The sequence below is a fragment of the Rhodococcus wratislaviensis genome (assembly GCF_041228765.1).
In the GTDB taxonomy this organism is placed as follows: Bacteria; Actinomycetota; Actinomycetes; order Mycobacteriales; family Mycobacteriaceae; genus Rhodococcus_F; species Rhodococcus_F wratislaviensis.
Map to the genome: position 1 here is coordinate 7,279,253 of NZ_CP150488.1, position 19,877 is coordinate 7,299,129.

Sequence of the window (19,877 nt, forward strand, 5' to 3'; positions counted from 1 at the left end):
TCTGGCGACACTCACCCGAATGGACATCACCATGCCGAACACAGTCCACTCCACGCCGCGCACCGAGGTGGTGCTCGACGTCCAGAAGTCGCGAAAGGCACTTGTCGCAGGTTCGCTCGGCAATCTCATCGAGTGGTACGAATTCGCGATCTACGCCTACATGGCGCCCATCATCGCGCCCTTGTTCTTCCCGTCGGACAACCCGACTGCGTCGATACTCTCGACGTTCCTGCTCTTCGCCCTCGCATTCTTCCTGCGCCCTGTCGGGGCAGTGATCTTCGGGCGGATGACGGACAGATTGGGACGTAAGCCCGTACTCGCGCTGATCATTGTGCTGATGACCATTGCCACGACGTGCATCGGCCTTCTGCCTACGCACCCCTCGATCGGAATCCTCGCGCCCCTGCTGCTGACGCTGTGCCGCATCGCCCAGGGATTGTCCGCGGGTGGCGAGATGGGCGGAGCGGTGTCCCTGATGGTCGAGTCCGCTCCCTCCGGCAAACGCGGGCTCTACGGGTCCTGGTCGTTCGTCGGAACCACCTTGGGCTTCGTGCTCGGCGGCGGTGTCGCGACACTTCTGGCAGTCCTTCTCTCCGACGACGCCATGGCCTCCTATGGCTGGCGGGTCGGGTTCCTCATTGCGGCTCCCATGGGCCTCATCGTCCTCTACCTACGGCTCAATGTCGACGAGACGCCGCACTTCAAGCAGATCCAGGTCAATGTCGACTCAGGCAAACCTGCCGTCGGGGAACCCATCGAGCGACGACCACTGACGTTTCTCGCGGCAACCATGGGCGTCGTGGTCGTGTACAACGCAGTCGGCAACACCTTCATGGTCGGAATGCCGACTTTCCTGTCGACCAGCTACGACATGACCTTCGAGCGGTCCTATTTCCTTGCACTCGTCACCGGACTCATCGCCGGGCTGTCGATGCCGGTGTTCGGTGCACTGTCCGACCGCGTGGGACGCCGGCCGATGCTGATGTTCGGATCGGTTGCGGTGGTGGTCCTTTCCTATCCCCTCTATTTCATGCTGAATCTCGGCTTCGGTGGCGGACTGGTGGCACTCGTGATCGCCGGTCTGCTCATCGGCGTCGTCGGCGGCCCGATGCCGGCATTCCTGTCCGAACGTTTCCGTACCCGCAACCGTGCTACCGGCGTATCCGTGACCTACGCGTTGTCGGTGGCGATCTTCGGCGGCACGGCGCCGTACATCATCACTTGGCTTGCATCCACCACAGGTGATCCGCTGTCGGCGGCCTACTACACGCTCGGATGTGCAGCAATCAGTGTTGTTGCGCTATTGACGATTCGTGGCGCGCAACGCTCGCAACACCGCGAGGAACTCGACCTCTGACGGAGGTCGCGCCCCCTGGTCCGCTGGACCAGGGGGCACAGAGCTTTCCCGCTACCGTACGGCTGCACATCCTCCGTCGACCGGAAGCAGCCGACCGGTGTTGAAGTGCGACGCGTCGCTCGCCAGGAATACGAGCACCGGAGCCAGATCGCGTTCGGCGTTTCCCAACGTTCCACCGAGCGGAATGTCCTTGCGGAGCTGTTCCTGATAGGCGGCAAGCTCCTCTGGCCCCAGCGAGTTGGTGTATTTGTCGAACATCGGTGTGTTTACCTAGGGCAGAACAGCATTGACGCGTATTTCGGATGGACCCCATTCACGGGCGACAGTCCTGGTCCACGTATGCACGGCACCCTTGGACGAGCCGTAGTTTGCGTTGGCCAATTCCCCGGTAAATCCGGACATCGACCCGAAGTTGATGATCGCCCCCGTGCCTGCCGACTGCATGATCCGGTACGCGGATTGGTTGGTATGAATCGTTCCCAGCACATTCATACGGTAGATGCTCTCGAACAAGTCATCGGTGATCCCCTCGGCGATCGCGGAGCGCTGCAGACCAGCGATGTTCACCAGGACATCGATTCCACCAAGTTCTCTTGCAGCACTGCGGAACAACGACTCGGTAGCATCACCGTCGGTGATATCGAGACGCGAGAACTCGACCACTCCGGGCCCGGCGTCGCCCGCGTCCTTCGCTACGACTCTGCCGCCCTCCTCGTTCAGGTCGTACGAACGCACGGTCGCACCCTCCATGGCGTATGCCTTTACGATGGCGGCACCGATACCTTGGGCGCCACCGGTGACCAGGATGCGTTTTCCTTCGTTGCATGCTGACTTCTTTCAGATTGAATTCGGCTCCCGGCTAGCGTGATAACGAATGCTGCCCGAGGCGGATCACGGTCCGACTCGCCCACTTCGTTGATGACAGTCGCACAGCTGTGGTTAACTGCAACAACACTTTTCGACATACCACAAGCCGCCATCGACGGCATAGCGCAAAGGATCGAAGCAATGAAGGCATGGCGATTTACCGCGGTCAACGAAAAACTGCGACACGAAGAAGTCGGCGAACTGGTGCCCGGCCCCGAAGACATCGTCATCGACACCGGAGCGGTCGGCCTGTGCCACTCCGACATCGGGTTCATGAACGGAACTATCACGCACCTACTCGGACACGTCCCCATCACACTCGGCCATGAGATAGTCGGCACCGTCTCTGCTATCGGATCGAACGTCTCCGAGTTCGTCCTCGGTGACCGTGTCGGGATACCTGCAACCACGGACGGCCCCGGGACCGCGATGGACGGCGGCTACGCCGAGAAGGTCAGGGTTCCGTCCCACCTCCCCGTAGCGTTACCCGATGGGTTGTCGTTTCTCGACGCGGCGTCGGCGACTTGTTCGGGTCGCACCGCGTACAGGGCAGTGCAGACAGCTGGGCAGATCGAATCCGGAATGAAGGTCGGTATAGTCGGATTCGGCGGCCTCGGCTACTTCGGTGTCCAGATCGCCAAGGCCGCAGGAGCTTCCGTGTTCGTCGCCGACGTCAATGAGGCACGGTGGCCACTCGCACGCCATCTGGGTGTCGAGTCGTGCTCGAAGGACATCCGTGTCTTCGAATCCGAGGATCTCGACGTGATCATCGACTTCGCGGGCGCGGACGGAACTCTCGACTCCGCAATCGGAGCCATTCGGCATGGCGGCCGCATCGTCGAGGTTGGGTTGGGCGTCGCAGCCACATCCGTTTCGATCCCCAGCATCACTATGAAAGAAGTACATATCGTCGGCGCATCGAACGGCACCAAAGCCGAAGCGAGCGCAATACTCGCGCTGATAGCCACAGGGGCAGTGCAGCCGAAGACCGAGCAGATCTCCTTCGGCGAGATTCCCGAAGGCCTGCACCGACTCGAGCAGGGCGCACCTGACGGACGCCTCATCGCCGTACTCTAGACCCGACCTCCGCTTGCCGCCGATAGGCGATGGTTGTCCGATGCTACTGCCGCCCCGCCCGACTGACCCCCGAAAGGGGCCCACTGAGTGGGACACCAGCGCATTGTGACCCTACCTGCGGTGATCCGGCACTGTTGACTTCGTGAGATCCGCGCCAGAGCCTGAACGGACCTGCACAGCAACCCTCGTGCGGCCCCGACGCGTGTTGTAGTCAGACTGCCCGGGGCGGTTCGGTCAGGACGGTTTCCCGTTTAATTGTGACATTTTGATCTTGGAAACCCCTCCGTGTGCCCGTCCTGTAGCGACACCCTTCGAGGAATCAACCGTTAGGCTCGATTGCATGCCTTCGGACCGCGGACTCAAGTTCATGAACGCCGCCCACCGCGCGCTCCTGCGCATTACCGGTGGGCGGGTCGGGCGGAGTTTCGGGAAGATGCCGGCGGTGGAGTTGACCACCGTCGGCCGCAAGACCGGGAAGGTGCACAGCGTCATGCTGACCGTGCCGGTGCGGGAAGGAGACACCCTCGTCGTGGTGGCGTCACGTGGTGGCGACGACCGCAACCCCGCGTGGTTCCTGAACCTGCAGGCCAACCCGGTGGTCCAACTGTCGCTGCAGGGAAACCCCGCGCAGTCCATGCGCGCCCACGTGGCAACGCCCGAGGAGCGGGCCCGTCTGTGGCCGAAGGTGACCGCCGCCTACAAGGGTTACGCCGGCTACCAGAAGAAGACGGACCGCGAGATCCCTCTGGTTCTGCTCGACCCCACGACCTGACGCCGGTCGCGTCGGCAGAACACGGTTCGGTTGCAGTCCGGCGCTGTGAGCCGGTTCCTCCCTTAACCTCGACCTCACCCTTATAGATTGCGACTTCCGGGCGGGCGAGGTTGGGAGTGACGTGGACACTGACGATGCTGCGCTGCGCAAGTCCGGCACCCGACACCGTCCGCGACGCGGGTGGATCGTGACGACTCTGACGCTTCTCGTCCTCATGGTCGCGCCTGCCCCGTCGGCGACAGCCGAAGCGATCGTGCAACCGGTGGCCGCCGACCCGAGCGTCGTCCGCGCGTCCGACGGCATGTTCTACATGTACACGACCGCCGACGACTGGGGCGACGGCCAGGGCATGCACAACATGTCGATCTTCAAGTCCGCAGATCTCATGGACTGGATGTACCTCGGCGACGTCTTCCCCGACCGGCCCGCGTGGCATCCGGACGGCAAGCTCGCGTGGGCGCCCAACGCGCTCGAATCCGACGGCAAGTACAGCCTGTACTACTCCCTCTACGACGAGTCGAACCCGTGCATCGGTCTCGCCACCGCCGACCGGCCCACCGGACCGTGGACCGATCTCGGCCGCCCCGTGTTCTGCGCCCACGACGTCGGCGTCGGCGGCACCATCGACCCGTTCGTGTGGGACGACGGCACGACGAAGACGATGTTCGTCGGCAACTTCCAGGGCGTCCACGCCATCCCGCTCAGCCCGGACGGCACCGCGGCGGCCGGCGAACCCGTACGCGTCGCGGACGAGCGCTTCGAAGGCCCGTACGTCGAATTCCACGACGGCTACTACTACCTGTTCCTCTCGGCCGGCAATTGCTGCAACGGCGCCGACACCGCCTACCGCGTCCTCGTCGGCCGGTCGGAGTCGCTGACGGGGCCGTACCTCGACCGGAAGGGCCAGGACCTGAACGACGGCGGCGGCGCCCTCATCCTCGCCGGCAGCGAACCGTGGGCCGGGCCGGGCCACAACACGGTTGTCTCCGACGACGCGGGCTCGGATTGGATCGTGTACCACGCCATTCCGCGCGACAACCGGGATCTGCCCAGTGGTGCCCGCCGGCGCGAGGGGATGATCGACCGGATCGTGTGGGCGAACGGCTGGCCCGAGGTGGGCGACGGTTCGCCCGCGTCGACCGGGCCGGCGAACCCCGACACGGACCTGCCGGTGCGAGTCACGCTGCGCGCCGATTCCGACACGACGCTGCCGGCGGGCGGCGGGACCGTCGACACCACCATGCTCGTCGAGGCACCCGACGATCGTCCCTACGCGGGGCAGGTATGGGTCAGCGCGGTCTCCCCGGACGGCCGGACAAGCGACCCCTTCTTCGGGCCGATCGACGTCGACCTGCAACCCGGCGAGGTGCTCGAGGAGAACATCGCGTACACGGTCCCGGGTGATGCAGTCGCGGGCACCTACTACGCCTACGCATTCGCAGGCACCTACCCCGACGAGACCGTCGAGTTCGGCACCGTTCACGCCGTCAAGTCCGGCGACGAGGCCAGGATCAGCCCGGTCCGCTCGGTGTCGCTGCACCTCGGAACGGTCGCGCGCTGACGAAGCCAGCCAGCAAGGGGCAACCGATTCGGTTTCCGATCCTTACTTCGACAACCGATTCCGCAATGATTCTCGCCTATTGCTATTGAAATAGTGGCGAGCGTAGGTCAGGATGGGTGCCACGGTGACGCGCCTCACACGTCACCTTTCGGTCATTCCACCAACAAAGGTGCTCCATGCTGCAGACAGTGTTCGAGAAGAATCAACCGAACGCGAAGGTCGTCGACCATGCGCTCCGGCGCACCCGGTTGGCACCGTTCTGGATCGAGGACGTCGCCGACACCCCCACCTACCCGTCCGCCTCGGCCGACGCCGCGTACGACCTGGTGGTCGTCGGCGGCGGATACACCGGACTCTGGACTGCACTCCTCGCGAAACAGCGCCACCCCGACCTGTCCGTCGCCCTCGTGGAGGGCGAGACCATCGGATGGGCGGCATCCGGCCGTAACGGCGGGTTCGTCGAAGCCAGCCTGACCCACGGCAGCGAGAACGGCCGTCGACGCTGGCCGGGAGAGATCGACACCCTCGAGACGCTCGGGCTCGAGAACCTCGACGCCATCGAGAAGACAGTCCACACCCTGGGGTTGGACTGCGATTTCGAACGGAACGGCGCGATCTCGGTCGCGATCGCCGATTACCAGGCGAAGGACGTGTTCGACACGCCCCCGAGCGCCACCACCGTGGTGTTGGACGGGCCCGCGATGCGCGCGCAGGTCAACTCGCCCACGTACCTGGCCGGTGTATGGGACAAGGAGTCCACCGCGCTGGTGCATCCGGCCAAGCTCGCCACCGAACTCGGCCGGGCCTGTGCGGAGCACGGTGTCGAGATGTTCGAGCACAGCAAGGTCCTCGCTCTCGTCCGCTCCCGGTCCTCGTCCCGGGTCGGCGTCCGGACGGCGTCCGCGACCCTGTCGGCCGGCCGAGTGATCCTGGCAACCAACGCTTTTCCGTCCCTGCTGAAGCGGTACCGGCTGCACACGGTTCCGGTGTACGACTACGTGCTCATGACCGAACCGCTGTCCGACGCACAGCTCGCCGAGGTGGGATGGTCTGCCCGCCAGGGCGTCGCCGACATGTCCAATCAGTTCCACTACTACCGGCTCACCCGCGACAACCGAATCCTGTGGGGCGGGTACGACGCGATCTACCATTTCGGGCGGGGAATGCACCACGACCTCGAAGACCGCCCCGAGTCCCACGCACGGCTGGCGAGCCACTTCTTCACGACGTTCCCCCAGCTCGAGGGCCTGGAGTTCACCCACAGGTGGGGCGGTGTCATCGACACGTCGACACGCTTCTGCTCGTTCTTCGGTTCCGCGGCGAAGGGGCGGATCGCGTACGCGGCCGGCTTCACCGGCCTCGGAGTCGGCGCCTCCCGCTTCGCGGCGAACGTCATGCTCGACAAGGTGTCCGGCGAGACGACTGCCTTGACGGAGTTGGACTTGGTGAAGTCAATGCCCCTCCCCTTCCCGCCCGAACCGTTGGCGGCGGCCGGCATCAACGCCACCCGATGGTCGCTCGATCGCGCGGACCACACGGAAGGTCGCCGGAACCTCTTCCTCAAGGCCCTCGACGCGGTCGGATTGGGGTTCGACTCGTGAGCGACCCCGCGACCGGGGTCGTCGCCTGGGAATCCGGACCGCACATCGAGGCTCGAACCGCCGATCTCGACTACCACCGTCTCCCGGACGAGCAGGTGATCGGCGACAGCGTGCCGATGGTCGGCGAACGAGTGCTCGGCGACTTCGCCGGTGTCACCGTCGGCGTGTGGGAGATCGAGCCCAGCGTCTCGTCCGACGTCGAGATCGACGAGGTGTTCGTCGTGCTCAGCGGCGACGCGACCGTGCAGTTCGACGACGACACCCCCGACCTCGAACTCGGTCCCGGAAGTGTCGTCCACGTGCGGTCCGGGCAGAAGACCCGGTGGATCGTGCGCGACACGCTGCGGAAGATCTTCATCGCCGCGACGGCCACGTAACCGCGAAAACCACTACACCCCTTCATCACACACGCGCGGGCACCTCTGCCCGCAGCCGCACACCTCGAGGGAGACTTGATGAGCATTGCCGAACCGCCACCCTTGAAGACCCAGCCCTCGAAGACCCAGAACCCGCTCGGCACCGCGAAGGGCCTCAACAGCGGCGCACTGGGATTGATCGGCAACACGGTGATCGGGTTGTCCTCGGTCGCGCCCGCCTACAGCCTCGCCGCGACACTGGGATACGTCGTCCTGGCAGTCGGCGACAAGGCACCGTCGATGTTCCTCGTCGCGTTCATCCCGATGTTGCTCACGGCGTTCGCCTACCGCGAACTCAATCGGGACACCCCGGACTGCGGCACCTCGTTCACCTGGGGCACCAAGGCGTTCGGCCCGTGGATCGGCTGGATGGCGGGATGGGGACTCGCCGTCTCCGCGATCATCGTCCTCGCCAACACCGCGGAGATCGCGGCGATCTACCTGTTCGAGGTTCTCGGCCTGCACGCGGCAGCCGAGTCGCTCGCCGCGAAGGTGCTGCTGGGCTGCTTCTTCATCGCGGCCATGACCTACGTCAGCTTTCGCGGCATTCTCATCAGCGAACGACTGCAGAATGTCCTGATCGCGGTGCAGTTCACCGTCCTCATCGGGGTCAGCGTCCTCGCACTGTCGAAGGTGTTCGGCGGCACCGCCGGCCCGCAGGCGGTCACCCCGCAACTGGACTGGATCATTCCGACCGGCGTCTCGATGTCCAGTGCCGCACAGGCGATCATCCTGTGCATCTTCATCTACTGGGGGTGGGATGCCTGCCTGGCAGTCGGTGAGGAAACAAAGGATTCGGAGCGGACGCCCGGCCGTGCCGCGGTCTTGACCACGGTCATTCTCGTCGCCACGTACGTCCTGGTCGGATACGCGGTCCAGTCGTTCGCCGGGTTCGGGGACACCGGGATCGGACTGAACAACCCCGAGAACGTCGACGACGTGCTGACCACCCTGGGCGGGCCGGTCGCCGGGCCGGTGGCAGCCTCGTTGCTGCTGCTGACGGTCTCGATCTCCGCGCTCTCCTCGACGCAGACCACCATCCTGCCGACGGCGCGCGGAACGCTGTCGATGGCGGTCTACGAGGCGTTGCCGCGCCGGTTCGCCTCGGTGCACCCCCGGTACATGACCCCCGGCTTCGGAACCCTGGTCATGGGAGCGGCGGCGCTCCTGTTCTATCTGGTGCTGTCGTTCGCCAGCGCCAACGCCCTGCAGGATTCGGTGGCGTCGCTCGGACTCGCGGTCGCCTTCTACTACGGCATCACCGCTTACGCATGCGTCTGGTACTTCCGTCGCACCCTCCTCGACTCGGCACGTAACCTGTTCATGCGCGGCATCTTTCCGCTGCTCGGTGCCCTCTGCATGACGTGGGCCTTCGTGCAGAGCGCCGTCGACATGCTGCGTCCCGACTACGGATTCACCGCGTTCGGCCCGTTCGGGGGCGTGTTCGTTCTCGGCGTCGGAATGCTGGTCGTCGGAATCCCCCTGATGCTGCTGTGTTTCGCGACCGGCTCCCGGAACTTCTTCCGCGGACGCACCCTCACCGCCGACACGGAAGTGAAGGTGCCCGAGTCGTGAGTACCCACGTCACCAGGAAGAGGCGATAGTTCCGAAATGTCCGAGCCGATTGTCTTCGACACGACGAGCAAGGGAGGATTCGACCATGTCTGAGCAGCCTGCCTCTCTCGATCCCGTGTCCAAGCAGATCATCGAGCAACTTCAGGAGGATGGACGACGGTCGTACTCGGCCATCGGCAAGGTCGTCGGATTGTCGGAAGCGGCTGTACGCCAACGCGTACAGAAGCTGATCGACACCGGCGTCACGCAGATCGTCGCGGTGACCGACCCCGTTCAAGTGGGATTCTCACGTCAGGCCATGGTCGGAATCCGCTGCTCGGGGGACGTCACCGAGATCGCCGCCCGGCTCGCCGACGTCGACGCTATCGATTACGTCGTGCTGACTGCAGGCGCCTACGACATTCTCGCCGAGATCGTGTGCGAGAACGACGACCACCTCCTGACCGTGCTCAACAAAGAAATTCGCACTATTCCCGGTGTGCTCGGCACCGAGACGATGGTGTACCTGAAACTTGTCAAACAGCAATATGATTGGGGAACCCGATGACCACGGTTACCAACACTTCGCCTACCACGCCGAAACTCGAGGCTGCCGCCCGCCGCCACCTGTGGGGGCATTTCTCCCGGCACGGGCAGAACATCACCCCGCCGATCATCACCCGCGGTGAGGGCGCCCGGATCTGGGACTCGACCGGCAAGAGCTACCTCGACGGACTGTCCGGGTTGTTCGTCGTGCAGGCCGGGCACGGCCGCACCGAGCTCGCCGAGGCCGCCGCCAAGCAGGCCGAACAGCTCGCATTCTTCCCGCTCTGGTCGTACGCCACCCCACCGGCGATCGAACTCGCCGAACGCCTCGCCGGCTACGCCCCCGGCGATCTGAACCGGGTCTTCTTCACCACCGGCGGCGGCGAGGCCGTCGAAAGCGCCTGGAAACTGGCCAAGCAATACTTCAAGAAGGTCGGCAAACCCGGCAAACACAAGGTGATCTCCCGCTCCATCGCCTACCACGGCACCCCGCAGGGCGCCCTCGCCATCACCGGCATCCCCGCCCTGAAGGCCCCGTTCGAACCGCTCACCCCCGGCGCGTTCCGGGTCCCGAACACCAACATCTACCGGGCCCCCGAACCCCTCGGCTCCGACCCGAAGGCGTTCGGGATCTGGGCCGCCGACCGAATCGCCGAGGCCATCGAATTCGAGGGCCCCGACACCGTCGCCGCCGTCTTCCTCGAACCGGTGCAGAACGCCGGCGGCTGCTTCCCACCCCCGCCCGGCTACTTCGAGCGGGTCCGGCAGATCTGCGACGAATACGACGTGCTGCTGGTCTCGGACGAGGTGATCTGCGCGTTCGGCCGGATCGGGTCGATGTTCGCGTGCGACGACTTCGGATACGTCCCCGACATCATCACCTGCGCCAAGGGCCTGACCTCGGGGTATTCGCCGATCGGGGCGATGATCGCCTCGGACCGGCTCTTCGAACCCTTCGCGGACGGTGCGTCGATGTTCGCGCACGGCTACACCTTCGGCGGGCACCCCGTCTCGGCGGCGGTGGCGTTGGCGAACCTGGACATCTTCGAACGCGAGGGCCTCAACGCCCACGTCGCCGAGCAGGCGCCGGCGTTCCGGGCCACCCTCGACAAGCTGACCGATCTGCCCATGGTCGGGGACGTGCGCGGGGAGGGCTTCTTCTACGGCATCGAACTGGTCAAGGACAAGACCACCAAGGAGTCGTTCACCGACGACGAGGCCGAGCGGATCCTGCACGGGTTCCTCTCCACCGCCCTGTTCGACGCCGGCCTGTACTGCCGGGCCGACGACCGCGGCGACCCGGTCATCCAGCTCGCCCCGCCCCTGACCTGCGGTCAGGCCGAATTCGACGAGATCGAACGCATCCTGCGCAGCGTCCTCACCGAAGCCTGGACCCTGCTGTGAACCACCAGGAGCTCCCCGGGCTGTACGTCGGCGGCCGCTACCGGGACGGCCGGGCCGCCGAGCGGTACGAGGTGCTCGACCCGGCCACGGGTGAGGTGATCTCCTCCCGCACCGAGGCGTCGGTGGAGGACGTCGACGACGCGGTCGCGACCGCGAAGGCCGCCTACACGGAATGGTCGACGACGAGCCCGGGTGAGCGTTCCGCCGTCCTGACTCGATGGGCCGCCGAGCTCACGGAAATGTCCGACGACATCGCACGCACCGAGACCCGGCAGACGGGCAAGCCCATCAAGCTGTCGACCGAGTTCGACGTACCCGGGTCGATCGACAACGTGTCGTTCTTCGCCGGCGCGGCCCGCAATCTGGAGGGAAAGGCGTCGGGCGAGTACTCCCCCGACCACACGTCCAGCATCCGCCGTGAACCGGTCGGGGTGATCGGCTCGATCGCGCCGTGGAACTATCCGCTGCAGATGGCCGCGTGGAAGGTCCTGCCCGCAGTCGCCGCGGGCAACACCATCGTGCTCAAACCCGCGGAGATCACTCCCCTGACGTCGCTGCTGTTCGCGGAGGCCGCGTCCCGTGCCGGCATGCCGGACGGCGTCGTCAACGTGATCACCGGCCGCGGCGTGACGACCGGGTCGGCGCTGGTGTCGCACCGGGACGTGAGCATGGTGAGTTTCACCGGATCGACTCCCGTCGGACGACAGATCGCGGCCGCCGCGGCAGGCAAGCGCCTGCACCTGGAACTGGGTGGGAAGGCCCCGTTCGTCGTGTTCGACGACGCCGATCTCGAGGCCGCGATCAACGGAGCCGTCGCCGGTGCCCTCATCAACTCGGGCCAGGACTGCACCGCGGCCACCCGCGCCTACGTGCAGCGCCCGCTGTACGACGACTTCGTCGCCGGAGTGGCCTCGCTCATGGACACCGTCCGACTCGGTGATCCGTCCGATCCGAGCACCGACATGGGTCCGCTGGTGTCGCGGCGACAGCAACAGCACGTCGCCGGGTTCATCGACCGCGCCCGCGACACCGGCGCGAAGATCGTCCGCGGTGGTGCCCTTCCCGGCGGCGACCTCGCGTCCGGCTTCTACTACGAGCCGACGCTCGTCGTGGGCGCCGACCAGTCGAGCGAGATCGTGCAGAGGGAGATCTTCGGCCCGGTTCTCGTCGTACTGCCGTTCGACGACGATGCAGATGGCATTGCACTGGCGAACGACACCGACTTCGGGCTGGCGGCGTCCGCGTGGACGCGGGACCTGTACCGGGCCCAGACCGCCTCCCGCGACATCGCCGCGGGCTGTGTGTGGATCAACGACCACATCCCGATCATCAGCGAAATGCCCCACGGCGGGTACAAGGCGTCCGGTTACGGCAAGGACATGTCGACGTACTCGCTCGACGAGTACACCAACGTCAAGCACGTCATGTCCGACATCACCGGCACCGCCAGGAAGGACTGGCACCGGACGGTGTTCGGCGACCGAGGATAGGTCCGGTCGCCGGGGCGGCAACAGGTGTTCCGCCCCGGCGACCGCGGCAGTTCTGCCGAGTCGCGCCCCCGCGCGCGACTACGCTGACGAACAGGCGCGTTCGCTTCGGCTGAAAGGCAGAGACGATGCATGTGACCCCGTTCGCCTGGACTGTGACGATCGTCGTGATCGTCGCGCTGCTCGCGTTCGACTACTTCTTCCACGTACGCCATGCGCACATCCCGACGCTGAAGGAAGCGGCGATCTGGTCGTCGATCTATATCGGGCTCGCGCTGCTCTTCGGTGTCGCCGTGCTGATCTTCGGCGGCGTCGACATGGGCACGGAGTACTTCGCCGGCTACGTCACGGAGAAGGCGCTGTCGGTCGACAACCTCTTCGTGTTCCTCATCATCATGTCCAGCTTCCGGGTGCCGCGCGAAGACCAGCAGAAGGTCCTGCTGTTCGGCATCGTGTTCTCGATCTTCGCCCGCACCGCGTTCATCTTCCTCGGCGCCGCGCTCATCAACTCGTTCGCCTGGATTTTCTACTTCTTCGGCCTCATCCTGCTGATCACCGCCGGGAACCTGCTGCGGCCCGAGACCGAGGAGTCGCACTCGGCCGACAACTTCATCATCCGGATCGCGAAGAAGTTCATGCACACCACCGAGCACTACGACGGCGACAAACTCTTCACCGTCGAGAACGGCAAGCGGGCGATGACGCCGATGCTGCTGGTGATGGTCGCGATCGGCGGCACCGACATCCTGTTCGCGCTCGACTCCATCCCCGCGATCTTCGGCCTCACCCAGAACGTCTTCGTCGTCTTCACCGCCACCGTGTTCTCGCTGATGGGTCTGCGTCAGCTGTACTTCCTGCTCGACGGGCTCCTCGACCGCCTCATCTACCTGTCGTTCGGACTGGCCGCGATCCTCGCGTTCATCGGCGTCAAACTGATCCTGCACGCGCTGCACGAGAACAACCTGCCGTTCGTCAACGACGGCGAACCGGTCGACGTCATCGAAATCAGCACCTTCGTGTCGCTCGGCGTCATCATCGGCATCCTCGTCATCACCGTGATCGCGTCGCTCACCAGCAAGAAGGGCAGGGCACAGTCCGCCATCGCCGGCGCACGGCGGCACGCGATCAACTACCTCGACCTCGACTACACCGCCGACCTGGCGGAGCGCGAACGCATGTACGACAAGTTGTTGAACGAGGAGGAACAACTCAAGAAGCTCGACCCGAAGTTCAAGAAGATGGTCCGCGAAGAAACCGCACTGATGGACCTCATCAAACGCTCACACCAGGAGCACGACGCGTTCCTCAAACAAAGCTAGGTGGACTCAGCGAAGCGCCCACCGAATCGGCGGGCGCTTCTCTGACTCGTGCCCCATCCCCATGAAGGCACGCGCCGCGACTACCTCCTCCTCATCCGCATTCCGCCGTCCGCCATTCCCATGGCGGTGATACCGAGACCCAGCAGACAGACGACGATGCCGCAGACCACGTTCGACCAGATCATTCCCGCCGTGGTGGTTACTCCGACGACCAGCCACGGGCTGACGATCATCCACAGACCCAGCAGCGGCGCGACGAACGCCATGCCGTGCGTGCGTGAGTAGGCCGACGTGAAACCGACGGCGAGCAGTGCCACCGCAACACCCGACAGCAGGTTGCACATCGCCAGGCCCGACTGGCTCGCGAACCCGACAATCCACGGCGACGCCGCCATGTACAGGCCCGCCATGAACATCAGGCCCTCGGTGACCTGCGTCATCGGCTGTTCCGAGACCCGGTCGTAGCGAGCCCGCAACTCGGCGATATCAGGGTGTCTCTCGATCGACATACCTGGTGTCGTCATCACCCACCTCCTTGAAAAGAGAACCAATCCCTACCGAAGGGGGTGCCCCGAACTCCATACCGCAAACCAGTGATGACCAGGTAATTTTTCCGAATTTCCGCTACCGACCAGTCCCCACGGACCGCAGGCGATCCGCTGCCCTTGGGCAAGCGTCCAGGGGACGGGCATACTCGATGTGTGTGGTGGATTGCCTGGGTCGTGCTCGCGTGGATAGCACTGTCGGTGCCGCTCGCGATCCTCATCGGGAAGGCGATTCGGCAGAAAGACCTGCACGAACTGCCCGCCAAAGAGGATGCGACGAGTAAGAACGACCCTCCCGACCGTACGGTCGCGTGACCGCGCACTTTCGGAGACGCCCGGACCCTCACGCGCCGTCTCTATGCACTCCCGAAGGCACACCGACTGCCGACTCCCGTATCCGTGACCGCACGCGCGCGGTGACCTGCCAGATCAGGGTGGTGTCGTGGACGCTGATGCACGGCACACCGAGCGCACGGGCGTGCTGAACGGCGGCCGATTCCTTCTGCGAACAACGCCCGTCCAGGATGTCCTCGGTGACGATGACGCAGAGCACGTCCCCCTCGAGTTCGCGGATCGGTTCCAGCCCGTGGAGCGCCACCCATTGGCGGACCATCGCCCACTGCGACACGTCGGCGTACCGGGTGGGATTGCCGACGAACAACACGCGGCGAGACCGACGGGCTCGAGCGACCTCGATGCTGGAGATGGGTGACATGCCAAAGGTTCCTGTCCACGTGAACGGCTGATCCCGGTACGAGACAACTCTCTCCCGCCCCGGCGCCCACGTCTGTCCGCCGATCAGGCCGTGCATCGGATGAATCTCGACTCCCCCGATCAGGGGACACCCCCGCACGTGAGTGGGAAAGTGTGCTCGGGCACGTATCGGCACTCACGTGGGAGGTTGCATGATCACCGTTCTGTGCTGTCGCGGCATCGGTGAGGATCTCGACGTCAACATGCTCACCAACACCACACAACTCCTGGACCCCGCTCGGTTCGTCGTCAAGCAGGTCCCGTGGGAGGCGAGCTACGGACCGGTGCCCGATCCGGGTGGATCAGCGTTCGACAAGGCGCTGTCCGAAGGACGCACACTCCTGTTGCGGATGATCTCCGACGACCCGAATCCCGTTGTTCTGCTGGGTTACTCGGGAGGGGCTGCGCTCGCCGGCAATGTGGCAGCCGAGGTGGGACGGGGACAGCACCCCGCCCTGGACGTGCGTGGGGTCGGCCTGATCGCCGATCCGCTGCGGCCGACGTCCCCGGACCTGCCAGGCTGGGGCATCGCGGGGCAACGCCCGATCACGGGGATGCCCGTGTGGCAGATCGCCGACCCGTTGGACGTCATCTGCTGCTGCCCCGGCAACTCACCGCTGCGGACGTTCGCGGACCAGTCGGCGGCCTTCTCCCTCGCCGACCCGGCCGCGTGGGTGACGGACCTCCTCGACCGGCTCCGCACCCGAAGGTGGCAGGCGGTGATCCTGAACTGGTGGCGACCGTGGACTGTGTGGCAGCAATACTCCGAGGCCATCGACGACGTGAACGGCTACCTGTTCCGGGGCGACCACACCAGTTACTGGGTGCGGCTCGCCCCAGGCACCGACCGGACATACTGCGCGCTGCTCGCGGATCGAATCGGCAGTCTTCCGGACTGATGCACTGGCACACGTGATCGCTACTGCGTCGTCATCGCACTCCCTTCCGTCGTTCTCGGATCGGCAGGTGATCGATGAGGTCCGCGGCATGAACGGCACCGTCATGGGCGCGGATCCGCGCTCCCAGAGTTGCTGCGGTCACCCTGTGCGGTCCGGCGACGAGCAACTCTCCGACCGCCGACCGGATGCGCTCGGGCGCGGCCGTCTTGCGGAGGCACCGGGCGACGCCGCGCTGCTCCAGGCTGCGGCCGATCATCTTCTGATCGAGCGCCGGGTGAATCGGCAGAATGACCAGGGGCAGGTCGTGTGCAAGGGCGCGCATAGTGGTGTCGTGGCCGCCGTGCCCGATCACGAGCGTGGCGGTCGGCAGGATCTGTTCGTGTGGAACGTAGCCGTGCACTTCAGTGTTCGGGCCCGCCGTGAAGGTTGCCGGATCGACCGACGGTCCGGTAGTGACAACGGTGTGGGCGGGCAGTCCCGCGACAGCCTCGAGGATATTCTGCAGGGCCCGCTGTTGTCCGCCGAAGTTGAGGCTGCTGAGGCTGACCAGGATCAGCGGATCGCGCTCGGACACGGGTGTCAACGTGGACGGCATCGGATGTCGCACCACCCCGGTGTAGTGGACGGAGGCGGGCAGGCTTCGACGTGAGGCCGGATCGAGGTCCTTCTCGGTCGTCACCAGCGCAAGGTCCGATGATGTCCACAGCCTCAGTGGCCGCTGGCCTTTCAGACGGGCCATCACGGGCGTCGTACCACGTGTCACGCCTCGATACATGAACTCGTAGCAGGTGTGCACCAGCGTGACACGCGTCAGGTGCGCGTCGGCGGCGGCCTGCAGGGCCCCGTACAGAAAGCAATCGACCACCACCACGTCGGCCGGCTCGCGCGCGACGGTCTCGAGTAGATCGATTCCGGGCCCGGCGTCGGTAAAGACTGCAAGCGATTGGTACACGCCCGCGATACCGGGATGTCTGGTCGTCGACTGCCAGGGTCGTGCATGGGTGTAGGGCGTGAACCGGAAACCGTGGCTTTCGATTCGCCGGCGTTGCTGGGCGTGTCCGAGAAATCGGACTTGGTGACCGCGGTTGCGCGCCTCCGTCGCGATACCGAGAGCGGGTGGCACGTTGCCGCCGCCATCCCAGGTGACGAACAGAATGCGTGCCATGGGGTGCCTCCAGACGATCGAGGTCGGGCCCGTTAAAAGTTGCTCGGGCAGTCGGTCCGGCCGTTGGACTCGCGGGCGGCCGAGCTGAGACTGATCGGTGCGTTCGGCCGACGAGCCGATCGTTGCGAAATCGAGCCAGACGAGAACGTCTGTCGGCGGAATCCGTTGGGAGAACAACAGGTCACGATCGCCTGCTGCCAGTGGGTTCAGGACGTCGCATCAATGATCCGCTCTGTGGTCTGCGCGGCAACCTGCGCCCGCGCCACCATCCGGTATGGGCGGGCGGCCCGACTTTCATGTCTACAACGATCGTCTCCGGACTACCGGCCGTCAACAGCCGCGGTACAGCCGATGCGCGTAGTCGCAGCCCAGGATCGGCGCCCATGCCCTCGGGGCGGCGACTTCACGCTCCGGCATCCCAGTGGGCCGACACGCGATCTCGATGGACACAGCCATACCTCATGACGCGAGCACCAGAGGCGGGCGCCCCGATGCTCGAGACGCCCGCTACTCGCCGCTTCTTCGACTAGGGAGTGCCGCCGTCGGGGTTCTCACCGTCCGGGTTCTCACCCGCCGGATTCTCCGCGTCCGGGTTCTCCGCGTCCGGGTTCTCACCGTCCGGGTTCTCACCGTCCGGGTTCTCCGCGTCCGGGTTCTCACCCGCCGGATTCTCCGCGTCCGGATTCTCACCCGCCGGGGGCTCGCCTACTGGAGGCTGCTCGACCGCCGCCGGCGGGTTCTCGACGACGGTGGGCGGGGGCACCACCGGCGCCTGTTGCTGACCTGCGACCGGAGCCTGCCAACCCCCGCCGGGACCTCCCTGCCCGGTCCCCGACGAACCGCCGCCGCCTCCGTTCGACTCCGGTGCGACAGCCGGCGGTGCGAGCTCCGACGCCGGCGGAGTGGTCGTAGCGGCGGCGGGTGTCGCCTTTGTTGTCGAGCTGGACGTTTCGGATGCCGGCGTCGGTTCACTGTCGGACCCGCAGGCCGACAGCGTCAGGAGTGCACAACTTGCCGCGATAACCACCGAGCGTTTCAAGGACCATCTCCTTCGTTCGAGTATCTATCGATCGAACGAAACATACGGTCCGTTTGGTACGGTTTGGCGTTTTTGCGAGGAATCGTCACCGTTCCGACATGGTCAGCGGTCAGTGCGACGCATTCCTGCGCGCTGCACGTTTGGCCCAGGCATTGCGGACCATGGACAGCGGCGTCGGCGGCACCCAGCCCAGCTGGACCGCCTGACCGAGGTCGTCCCGGGTGGCCCAGTGCTCGATGACACGGCCGTCTTCGACGCGCAACCAGTGCGACTGCTTGACCGCGAACGATCGCCCCGTGGGCGCGAACACCTGGTCGATCGATCCCTGCTCGTCGTAGACGACGAAGGGTCCGACGTGCCTGCCCTTCATGATCGTGTAGACGACGGCGAGGTCGCCCTCGACGACGACGTGCTCGACGTCGAACCGCAGTTCGGTGAACGCGGCGCGCAGCCACACGGCGGAGGCGTAGAACGCGTCGGGTCCGCGCCCTCGCGTCCGCGGGGGTTCCGACATGCTCTCCCGGTTGACTGCGCCCGTGTGGACGACGGAATCGAAATCGGCTCGGCTTCCGTTCGACATGATCTCCATCGCACGAACGGCGAGGGATTTCACTTGCTCCGACGGGGCCGGTTCCTCCACGTTCACGGTGCACTCCGCAACAGTCGGTTGGAACTCTCAGTATTCGGCCGCCGTCGACGGGAAGTCAACGACCGGATACCGGTCGGGTGCAGGATTTGCGCGCGCCTCAGCGAATCCGCCGTCGACGGCGGTACCGTCGGGGAGGTGATGGGACTGCCTGATGCGATCTCGGCCTGCTTGTTCGATCTCGACGGTGTGCTCACGGCAACGGCGGTGCTGCACCGGAAGGCGTGGAAACGCACGTTCGACGAGTTCCTGAAGCATCGCGAGGGCGCGAACTTCCGGCCGTTCACCGACCAGGACTATTACGACTACGTCGACGGACGCCCCCGCGCCGACGGGGTCCGGACGTTTCTCACGTCCCGCAACATCACGTTGCCGGAGGGGTCGCCGGACGATCCGCCCGGCGCCGAAACCGTGAACGGTGTCGGAAACAGCAAGAACCGGCTGCTGCTGAAAGTCATCGAAGAGGAAGGCGTCAGCCCCTATCCCGGCTCGGTCCGCTACATCAGCGCGGCATACGACGCCGGCCTGAAGATCGCCGTGGTCACGTCGTCCGCGAACGGCAAGGCCGTCCTCGACGCGGCCGACCTCAGCCGCTACGTCCACGTCCGCATCGACGGGGTGGTGATCAGCGAGCAGGGTCTCCGCGGTAAACCCGCGCCGGATTCGTTCCTCGCGGCCGCCCGCGCCCTCAACGTGCATCCCGATCAGGCGGCCGTGTTCGAGGACGCCCTCTCCGGAGTGGAATCGGGGCGGGCAGGCGAATTCGGTTACGTCGTCGGGGTGAATCGGAACGATCAGGCCGAGGCGTTACGGGAGCACGGCGCCGACGTGGTGGTGAACGACCTGGCCGAACTCCTGGAAAGGTGAGC

At 65.4% G+C, this 19,877-nt stretch carries 21 protein-coding genes; 14 read left to right on the top strand and 7 right to left on the bottom strand.

From position 1 onward, the window contains the following. The first annotated feature begins 31 nt into the window (after nt 1-31). Nucleotides 32-1,357, top strand: a complete 1,326-nt coding sequence (locus WKC72_RS33510; RefSeq protein WP_370180918.1) for an MFS transporter — start codon at nt 32-34, stop codon at nt 1,355-1,357. Nucleotides 1,358-1,408: 51 nt separating this feature from the next. Here the strand turns inward: WKC72_RS33510 and WKC72_RS33515 are convergent, their stop codons facing one another. Together WKC72_RS33515 and WKC72_RS33520 are read right to left on the bottom strand one after the other, a co-directional pair. After that, complete coding sequence (locus WKC72_RS33515; protein WP_327205267.1) at nt 1,409-1,615, bottom strand: hypothetical protein; 207 nt, start codon at nt 1,613-1,615, stop codon at nt 1,409-1,411. Nucleotides 1,616-1,627: 12 nt separating this feature from the next. After that, nucleotides 1,628-2,164, bottom strand: a complete 537-nt coding sequence (locus tag WKC72_RS33520; protein ID WP_370184609.1) for an SDR family NAD(P)-dependent oxidoreductase — start codon at nt 2,162-2,164, stop codon at nt 1,628-1,630. A 201-nt stretch (nt 2,165-2,365) separates the two neighbouring features. Here WKC72_RS33520 and WKC72_RS33525 point away from each other — a divergent pair, with 201 nt between their 5' ends. The 10 genes from WKC72_RS33525 (at nt 2,366) to WKC72_RS33570 (ending at nt 13,961) form a co-directional block, all read left to right on the top strand. Beyond that, complete coding sequence (locus WKC72_RS33525) at nt 2,366-3,301, top strand: alcohol dehydrogenase catalytic domain-containing protein (RefSeq protein WP_370180919.1); 936 nt, start codon at nt 2,366-2,368, stop codon at nt 3,299-3,301. A 340-nt stretch (nt 3,302-3,641) separates the two neighbouring features. After that, nucleotides 3,642-4,073 carry a nitroreductase/quinone reductase family protein gene (locus WKC72_RS33530; RefSeq protein WP_009478715.1) on the top strand — a complete coding sequence of 144 codons (432 nt, stop codon included), beginning with the start codon at nt 3,642-3,644 and terminating at the stop codon, nt 4,071-4,073. A 121-nt stretch (nt 4,074-4,194) separates the two neighbouring features. Next, nucleotides 4,195-5,634 carry a family 43 glycosylhydrolase gene (locus tag WKC72_RS33535; RefSeq protein ID WP_370180920.1) on the top strand — a complete coding sequence of 480 codons (1,440 nt, stop codon included), beginning with the start codon at nt 4,195-4,197 and terminating at the stop codon, nt 5,632-5,634. Between the two features lie 176 nt (nt 5,635-5,810). Further along, nucleotides 5,811-7,235: an NAD(P)/FAD-dependent oxidoreductase gene (locus tag WKC72_RS33540; RefSeq protein WP_370180921.1), complete on the top strand. Its 1,425-nt coding sequence runs from the start codon at nt 5,811-5,813 to the stop codon at nt 7,233-7,235. Then, nucleotides 7,232-7,612 carry a cupin domain-containing protein gene (locus tag WKC72_RS33545; protein WP_370180922.1) on the top strand — a complete coding sequence of 127 codons (381 nt, stop codon included), beginning with the start codon at nt 7,232-7,234 and terminating at the stop codon, nt 7,610-7,612. The genes WKC72_RS33540 and WKC72_RS33545 overlap by 4 nt, the downstream gene beginning before the upstream one ends. Before the next feature lie 78 nt (nt 7,613-7,690). Then, nucleotides 7,691-9,226 carry an APC family permease gene (locus WKC72_RS33550; RefSeq protein ID WP_370180923.1) on the top strand — a complete coding sequence of 512 codons (1,536 nt, stop codon included), beginning with the start codon at nt 7,691-7,693 and terminating at the stop codon, nt 9,224-9,226. Between the two features lie 85 nt (nt 9,227-9,311). Next, complete coding sequence (locus WKC72_RS33555) at nt 9,312-9,773, top strand: Lrp/AsnC family transcriptional regulator (RefSeq protein WP_009478710.1); 462 nt, start codon at nt 9,312-9,314, stop codon at nt 9,771-9,773. Next, complete coding sequence (locus WKC72_RS33560; protein WP_370180924.1) at nt 9,770-11,155, top strand: aspartate aminotransferase family protein; 1,386 nt, start codon at nt 9,770-9,772, stop codon at nt 11,153-11,155. Before WKC72_RS33555 ends, WKC72_RS33560 begins: the two co-directional genes overlap by 4 nt. Continuing rightward, nucleotides 11,152-12,645 (top strand): gamma-aminobutyraldehyde dehydrogenase, encoded by a 1,494-nt coding sequence (locus WKC72_RS33565; RefSeq protein ID WP_370180925.1) that lies wholly within the window; start codon nt 11,152-11,154, stop codon nt 12,643-12,645. Before WKC72_RS33560 ends, WKC72_RS33565 begins: the two co-directional genes overlap by 4 nt. A 125-nt stretch (nt 12,646-12,770) precedes the next feature. Then, a complete protein-coding gene (locus tag WKC72_RS33570) occupies nt 12,771-13,961 on the top strand; it encodes a TerC family protein (RefSeq protein ID WP_370180926.1) in 1,191 nt (396 codons plus the stop codon). An 80-nt stretch (nt 13,962-14,041) separates the two neighbouring features. Here the strand turns inward: WKC72_RS33570 and WKC72_RS33575 are convergent, their stop codons facing one another. Next, nucleotides 14,042-14,485: an SPW repeat protein gene (locus WKC72_RS33575; protein WP_025432050.1), complete on the bottom strand. Its 444-nt coding sequence runs from the start codon at nt 14,483-14,485 to the stop codon at nt 14,042-14,044. 177 nt (nt 14,486-14,662) lie between these two features. On the opposite strand from WKC72_RS33575, the gene WKC72_RS33580 reads away from it, so the two are divergent. Then, on the top strand, nt 14,663-14,821 hold the full coding sequence (locus tag WKC72_RS33580) for a hypothetical protein (RefSeq protein WP_174233762.1): 159 nt from the start codon (nt 14,663-14,665) through the stop codon (nt 14,819-14,821). 28 nt (nt 14,822-14,849) lie between these two features. Here the strand turns inward: WKC72_RS33580 and WKC72_RS33585 are convergent, their stop codons facing one another. After that, a complete protein-coding gene (locus tag WKC72_RS33585) occupies nt 14,850-15,221 on the bottom strand; it encodes a hypothetical protein (RefSeq protein ID WP_370180927.1) in 372 nt (123 codons plus the stop codon). 190 nt (nt 15,222-15,411) lie between these two features. On the opposite strand from WKC72_RS33585, the gene WKC72_RS33590 reads away from it, so the two are divergent. Then, nucleotides 15,412-16,158 (top strand): hypothetical protein, encoded by a 747-nt coding sequence (locus WKC72_RS33590; RefSeq protein ID WP_370180928.1) that lies wholly within the window; start codon nt 15,412-15,414, stop codon nt 16,156-16,158. Between the two features lie 31 nt (nt 16,159-16,189). Here WKC72_RS33590 and WKC72_RS33595 read toward each other — a convergent pair whose 3' ends face one another. The 3 genes from WKC72_RS33595 to WKC72_RS33605 form a co-directional block, all read right to left on the bottom strand. Next, on the bottom strand, nt 16,190-17,500 hold the full coding sequence (locus WKC72_RS33595) for a glycosyltransferase (RefSeq protein WP_370180929.1): 1,311 nt from the start codon (nt 17,498-17,500) through the stop codon (nt 16,190-16,192). A 349-nt stretch (nt 17,501-17,849) separates the two neighbouring features. Further along, a complete protein-coding gene (locus WKC72_RS33600) occupies nt 17,850-18,086 on the bottom strand; it encodes a hypothetical protein (RefSeq protein WP_370180930.1) in 237 nt (78 codons plus the stop codon). A 385-nt stretch (nt 18,087-18,471) separates the two neighbouring features. Next, nucleotides 18,472-19,008 (bottom strand): ester cyclase, encoded by a 537-nt coding sequence (locus WKC72_RS33605; protein WP_128639603.1) that lies wholly within the window; start codon nt 19,006-19,008, stop codon nt 18,472-18,474. 141 nt (nt 19,009-19,149) lie between these two features. On the opposite strand from WKC72_RS33605, the gene WKC72_RS33610 reads away from it, so the two are divergent. Then, on the top strand, nt 19,150-19,875 hold the full coding sequence (locus WKC72_RS33610) for an HAD family phosphatase (RefSeq protein ID WP_112298927.1): 726 nt from the start codon (nt 19,150-19,152) through the stop codon (nt 19,873-19,875). Nucleotides 19,876-19,877 lie beyond the last annotated feature (2 nt).

What these genes read in the sequence shown, in the direction of transcription:
- WKC72_RS33510 (WP_370180918.1), top strand. Translation starts at nt 32, where the DNA reads ATGCCGAACACAGTCCACTCCACGCCGCGCACCGAGGTGGTGCTCGAC.
- WKC72_RS33515 (WP_327205267.1), bottom strand. Translation starts at nt 1,615, where the DNA reads ATGTTCGACAAATACACCAACTCGCTGGGGCCAGAGGAGCTTGCCGCC.
- WKC72_RS33525 (WP_370180919.1), top strand. Translation starts at nt 2,366, where the DNA reads ATGAAGGCATGGCGATTTACCGCGGTCAACGAAAAACTGCGACACGAA.
- WKC72_RS33530 (WP_009478715.1), top strand. Translation starts at nt 3,642, where the DNA reads ATGCCTTCGGACCGCGGACTCAAGTTCATGAACGCCGCCCACCGCGCG.
- WKC72_RS33540 (WP_370180921.1), top strand. Translation starts at nt 5,811, where the DNA reads ATGCTGCAGACAGTGTTCGAGAAGAATCAACCGAACGCGAAGGTCGTC.
- WKC72_RS33550 (WP_370180923.1), top strand. Translation starts at nt 7,691, where the DNA reads ATGAGCATTGCCGAACCGCCACCCTTGAAGACCCAGCCCTCGAAGACC.
- WKC72_RS33555 (WP_009478710.1), top strand. Translation starts at nt 9,312, where the DNA reads ATGTCTGAGCAGCCTGCCTCTCTCGATCCCGTGTCCAAGCAGATCATC.
- WKC72_RS33560 (WP_370180924.1), top strand. Translation starts at nt 9,770, where the DNA reads ATGACCACGGTTACCAACACTTCGCCTACCACGCCGAAACTCGAGGCT.
- WKC72_RS33570 (WP_370180926.1), top strand. Translation starts at nt 12,771, where the DNA reads ATGCATGTGACCCCGTTCGCCTGGACTGTGACGATCGTCGTGATCGTC.
- WKC72_RS33575 (WP_025432050.1), bottom strand. Translation starts at nt 14,485, where the DNA reads ATGACGACACCAGGTATGTCGATCGAGAGACACCCTGATATCGCCGAG.
- WKC72_RS33585 (WP_370180927.1), bottom strand. Translation starts at nt 15,221, where the DNA reads ATGTCACCCATCTCCAGCATCGAGGTCGCTCGAGCCCGTCGGTCTCGC.
- WKC72_RS33590 (WP_370180928.1), top strand. Translation starts at nt 15,412, where the DNA reads ATGATCACCGTTCTGTGCTGTCGCGGCATCGGTGAGGATCTCGACGTC.
- WKC72_RS33610 (WP_112298927.1), top strand. Translation starts at nt 19,150, where the DNA reads ATGGGACTGCCTGATGCGATCTCGGCCTGCTTGTTCGATCTCGACGGT.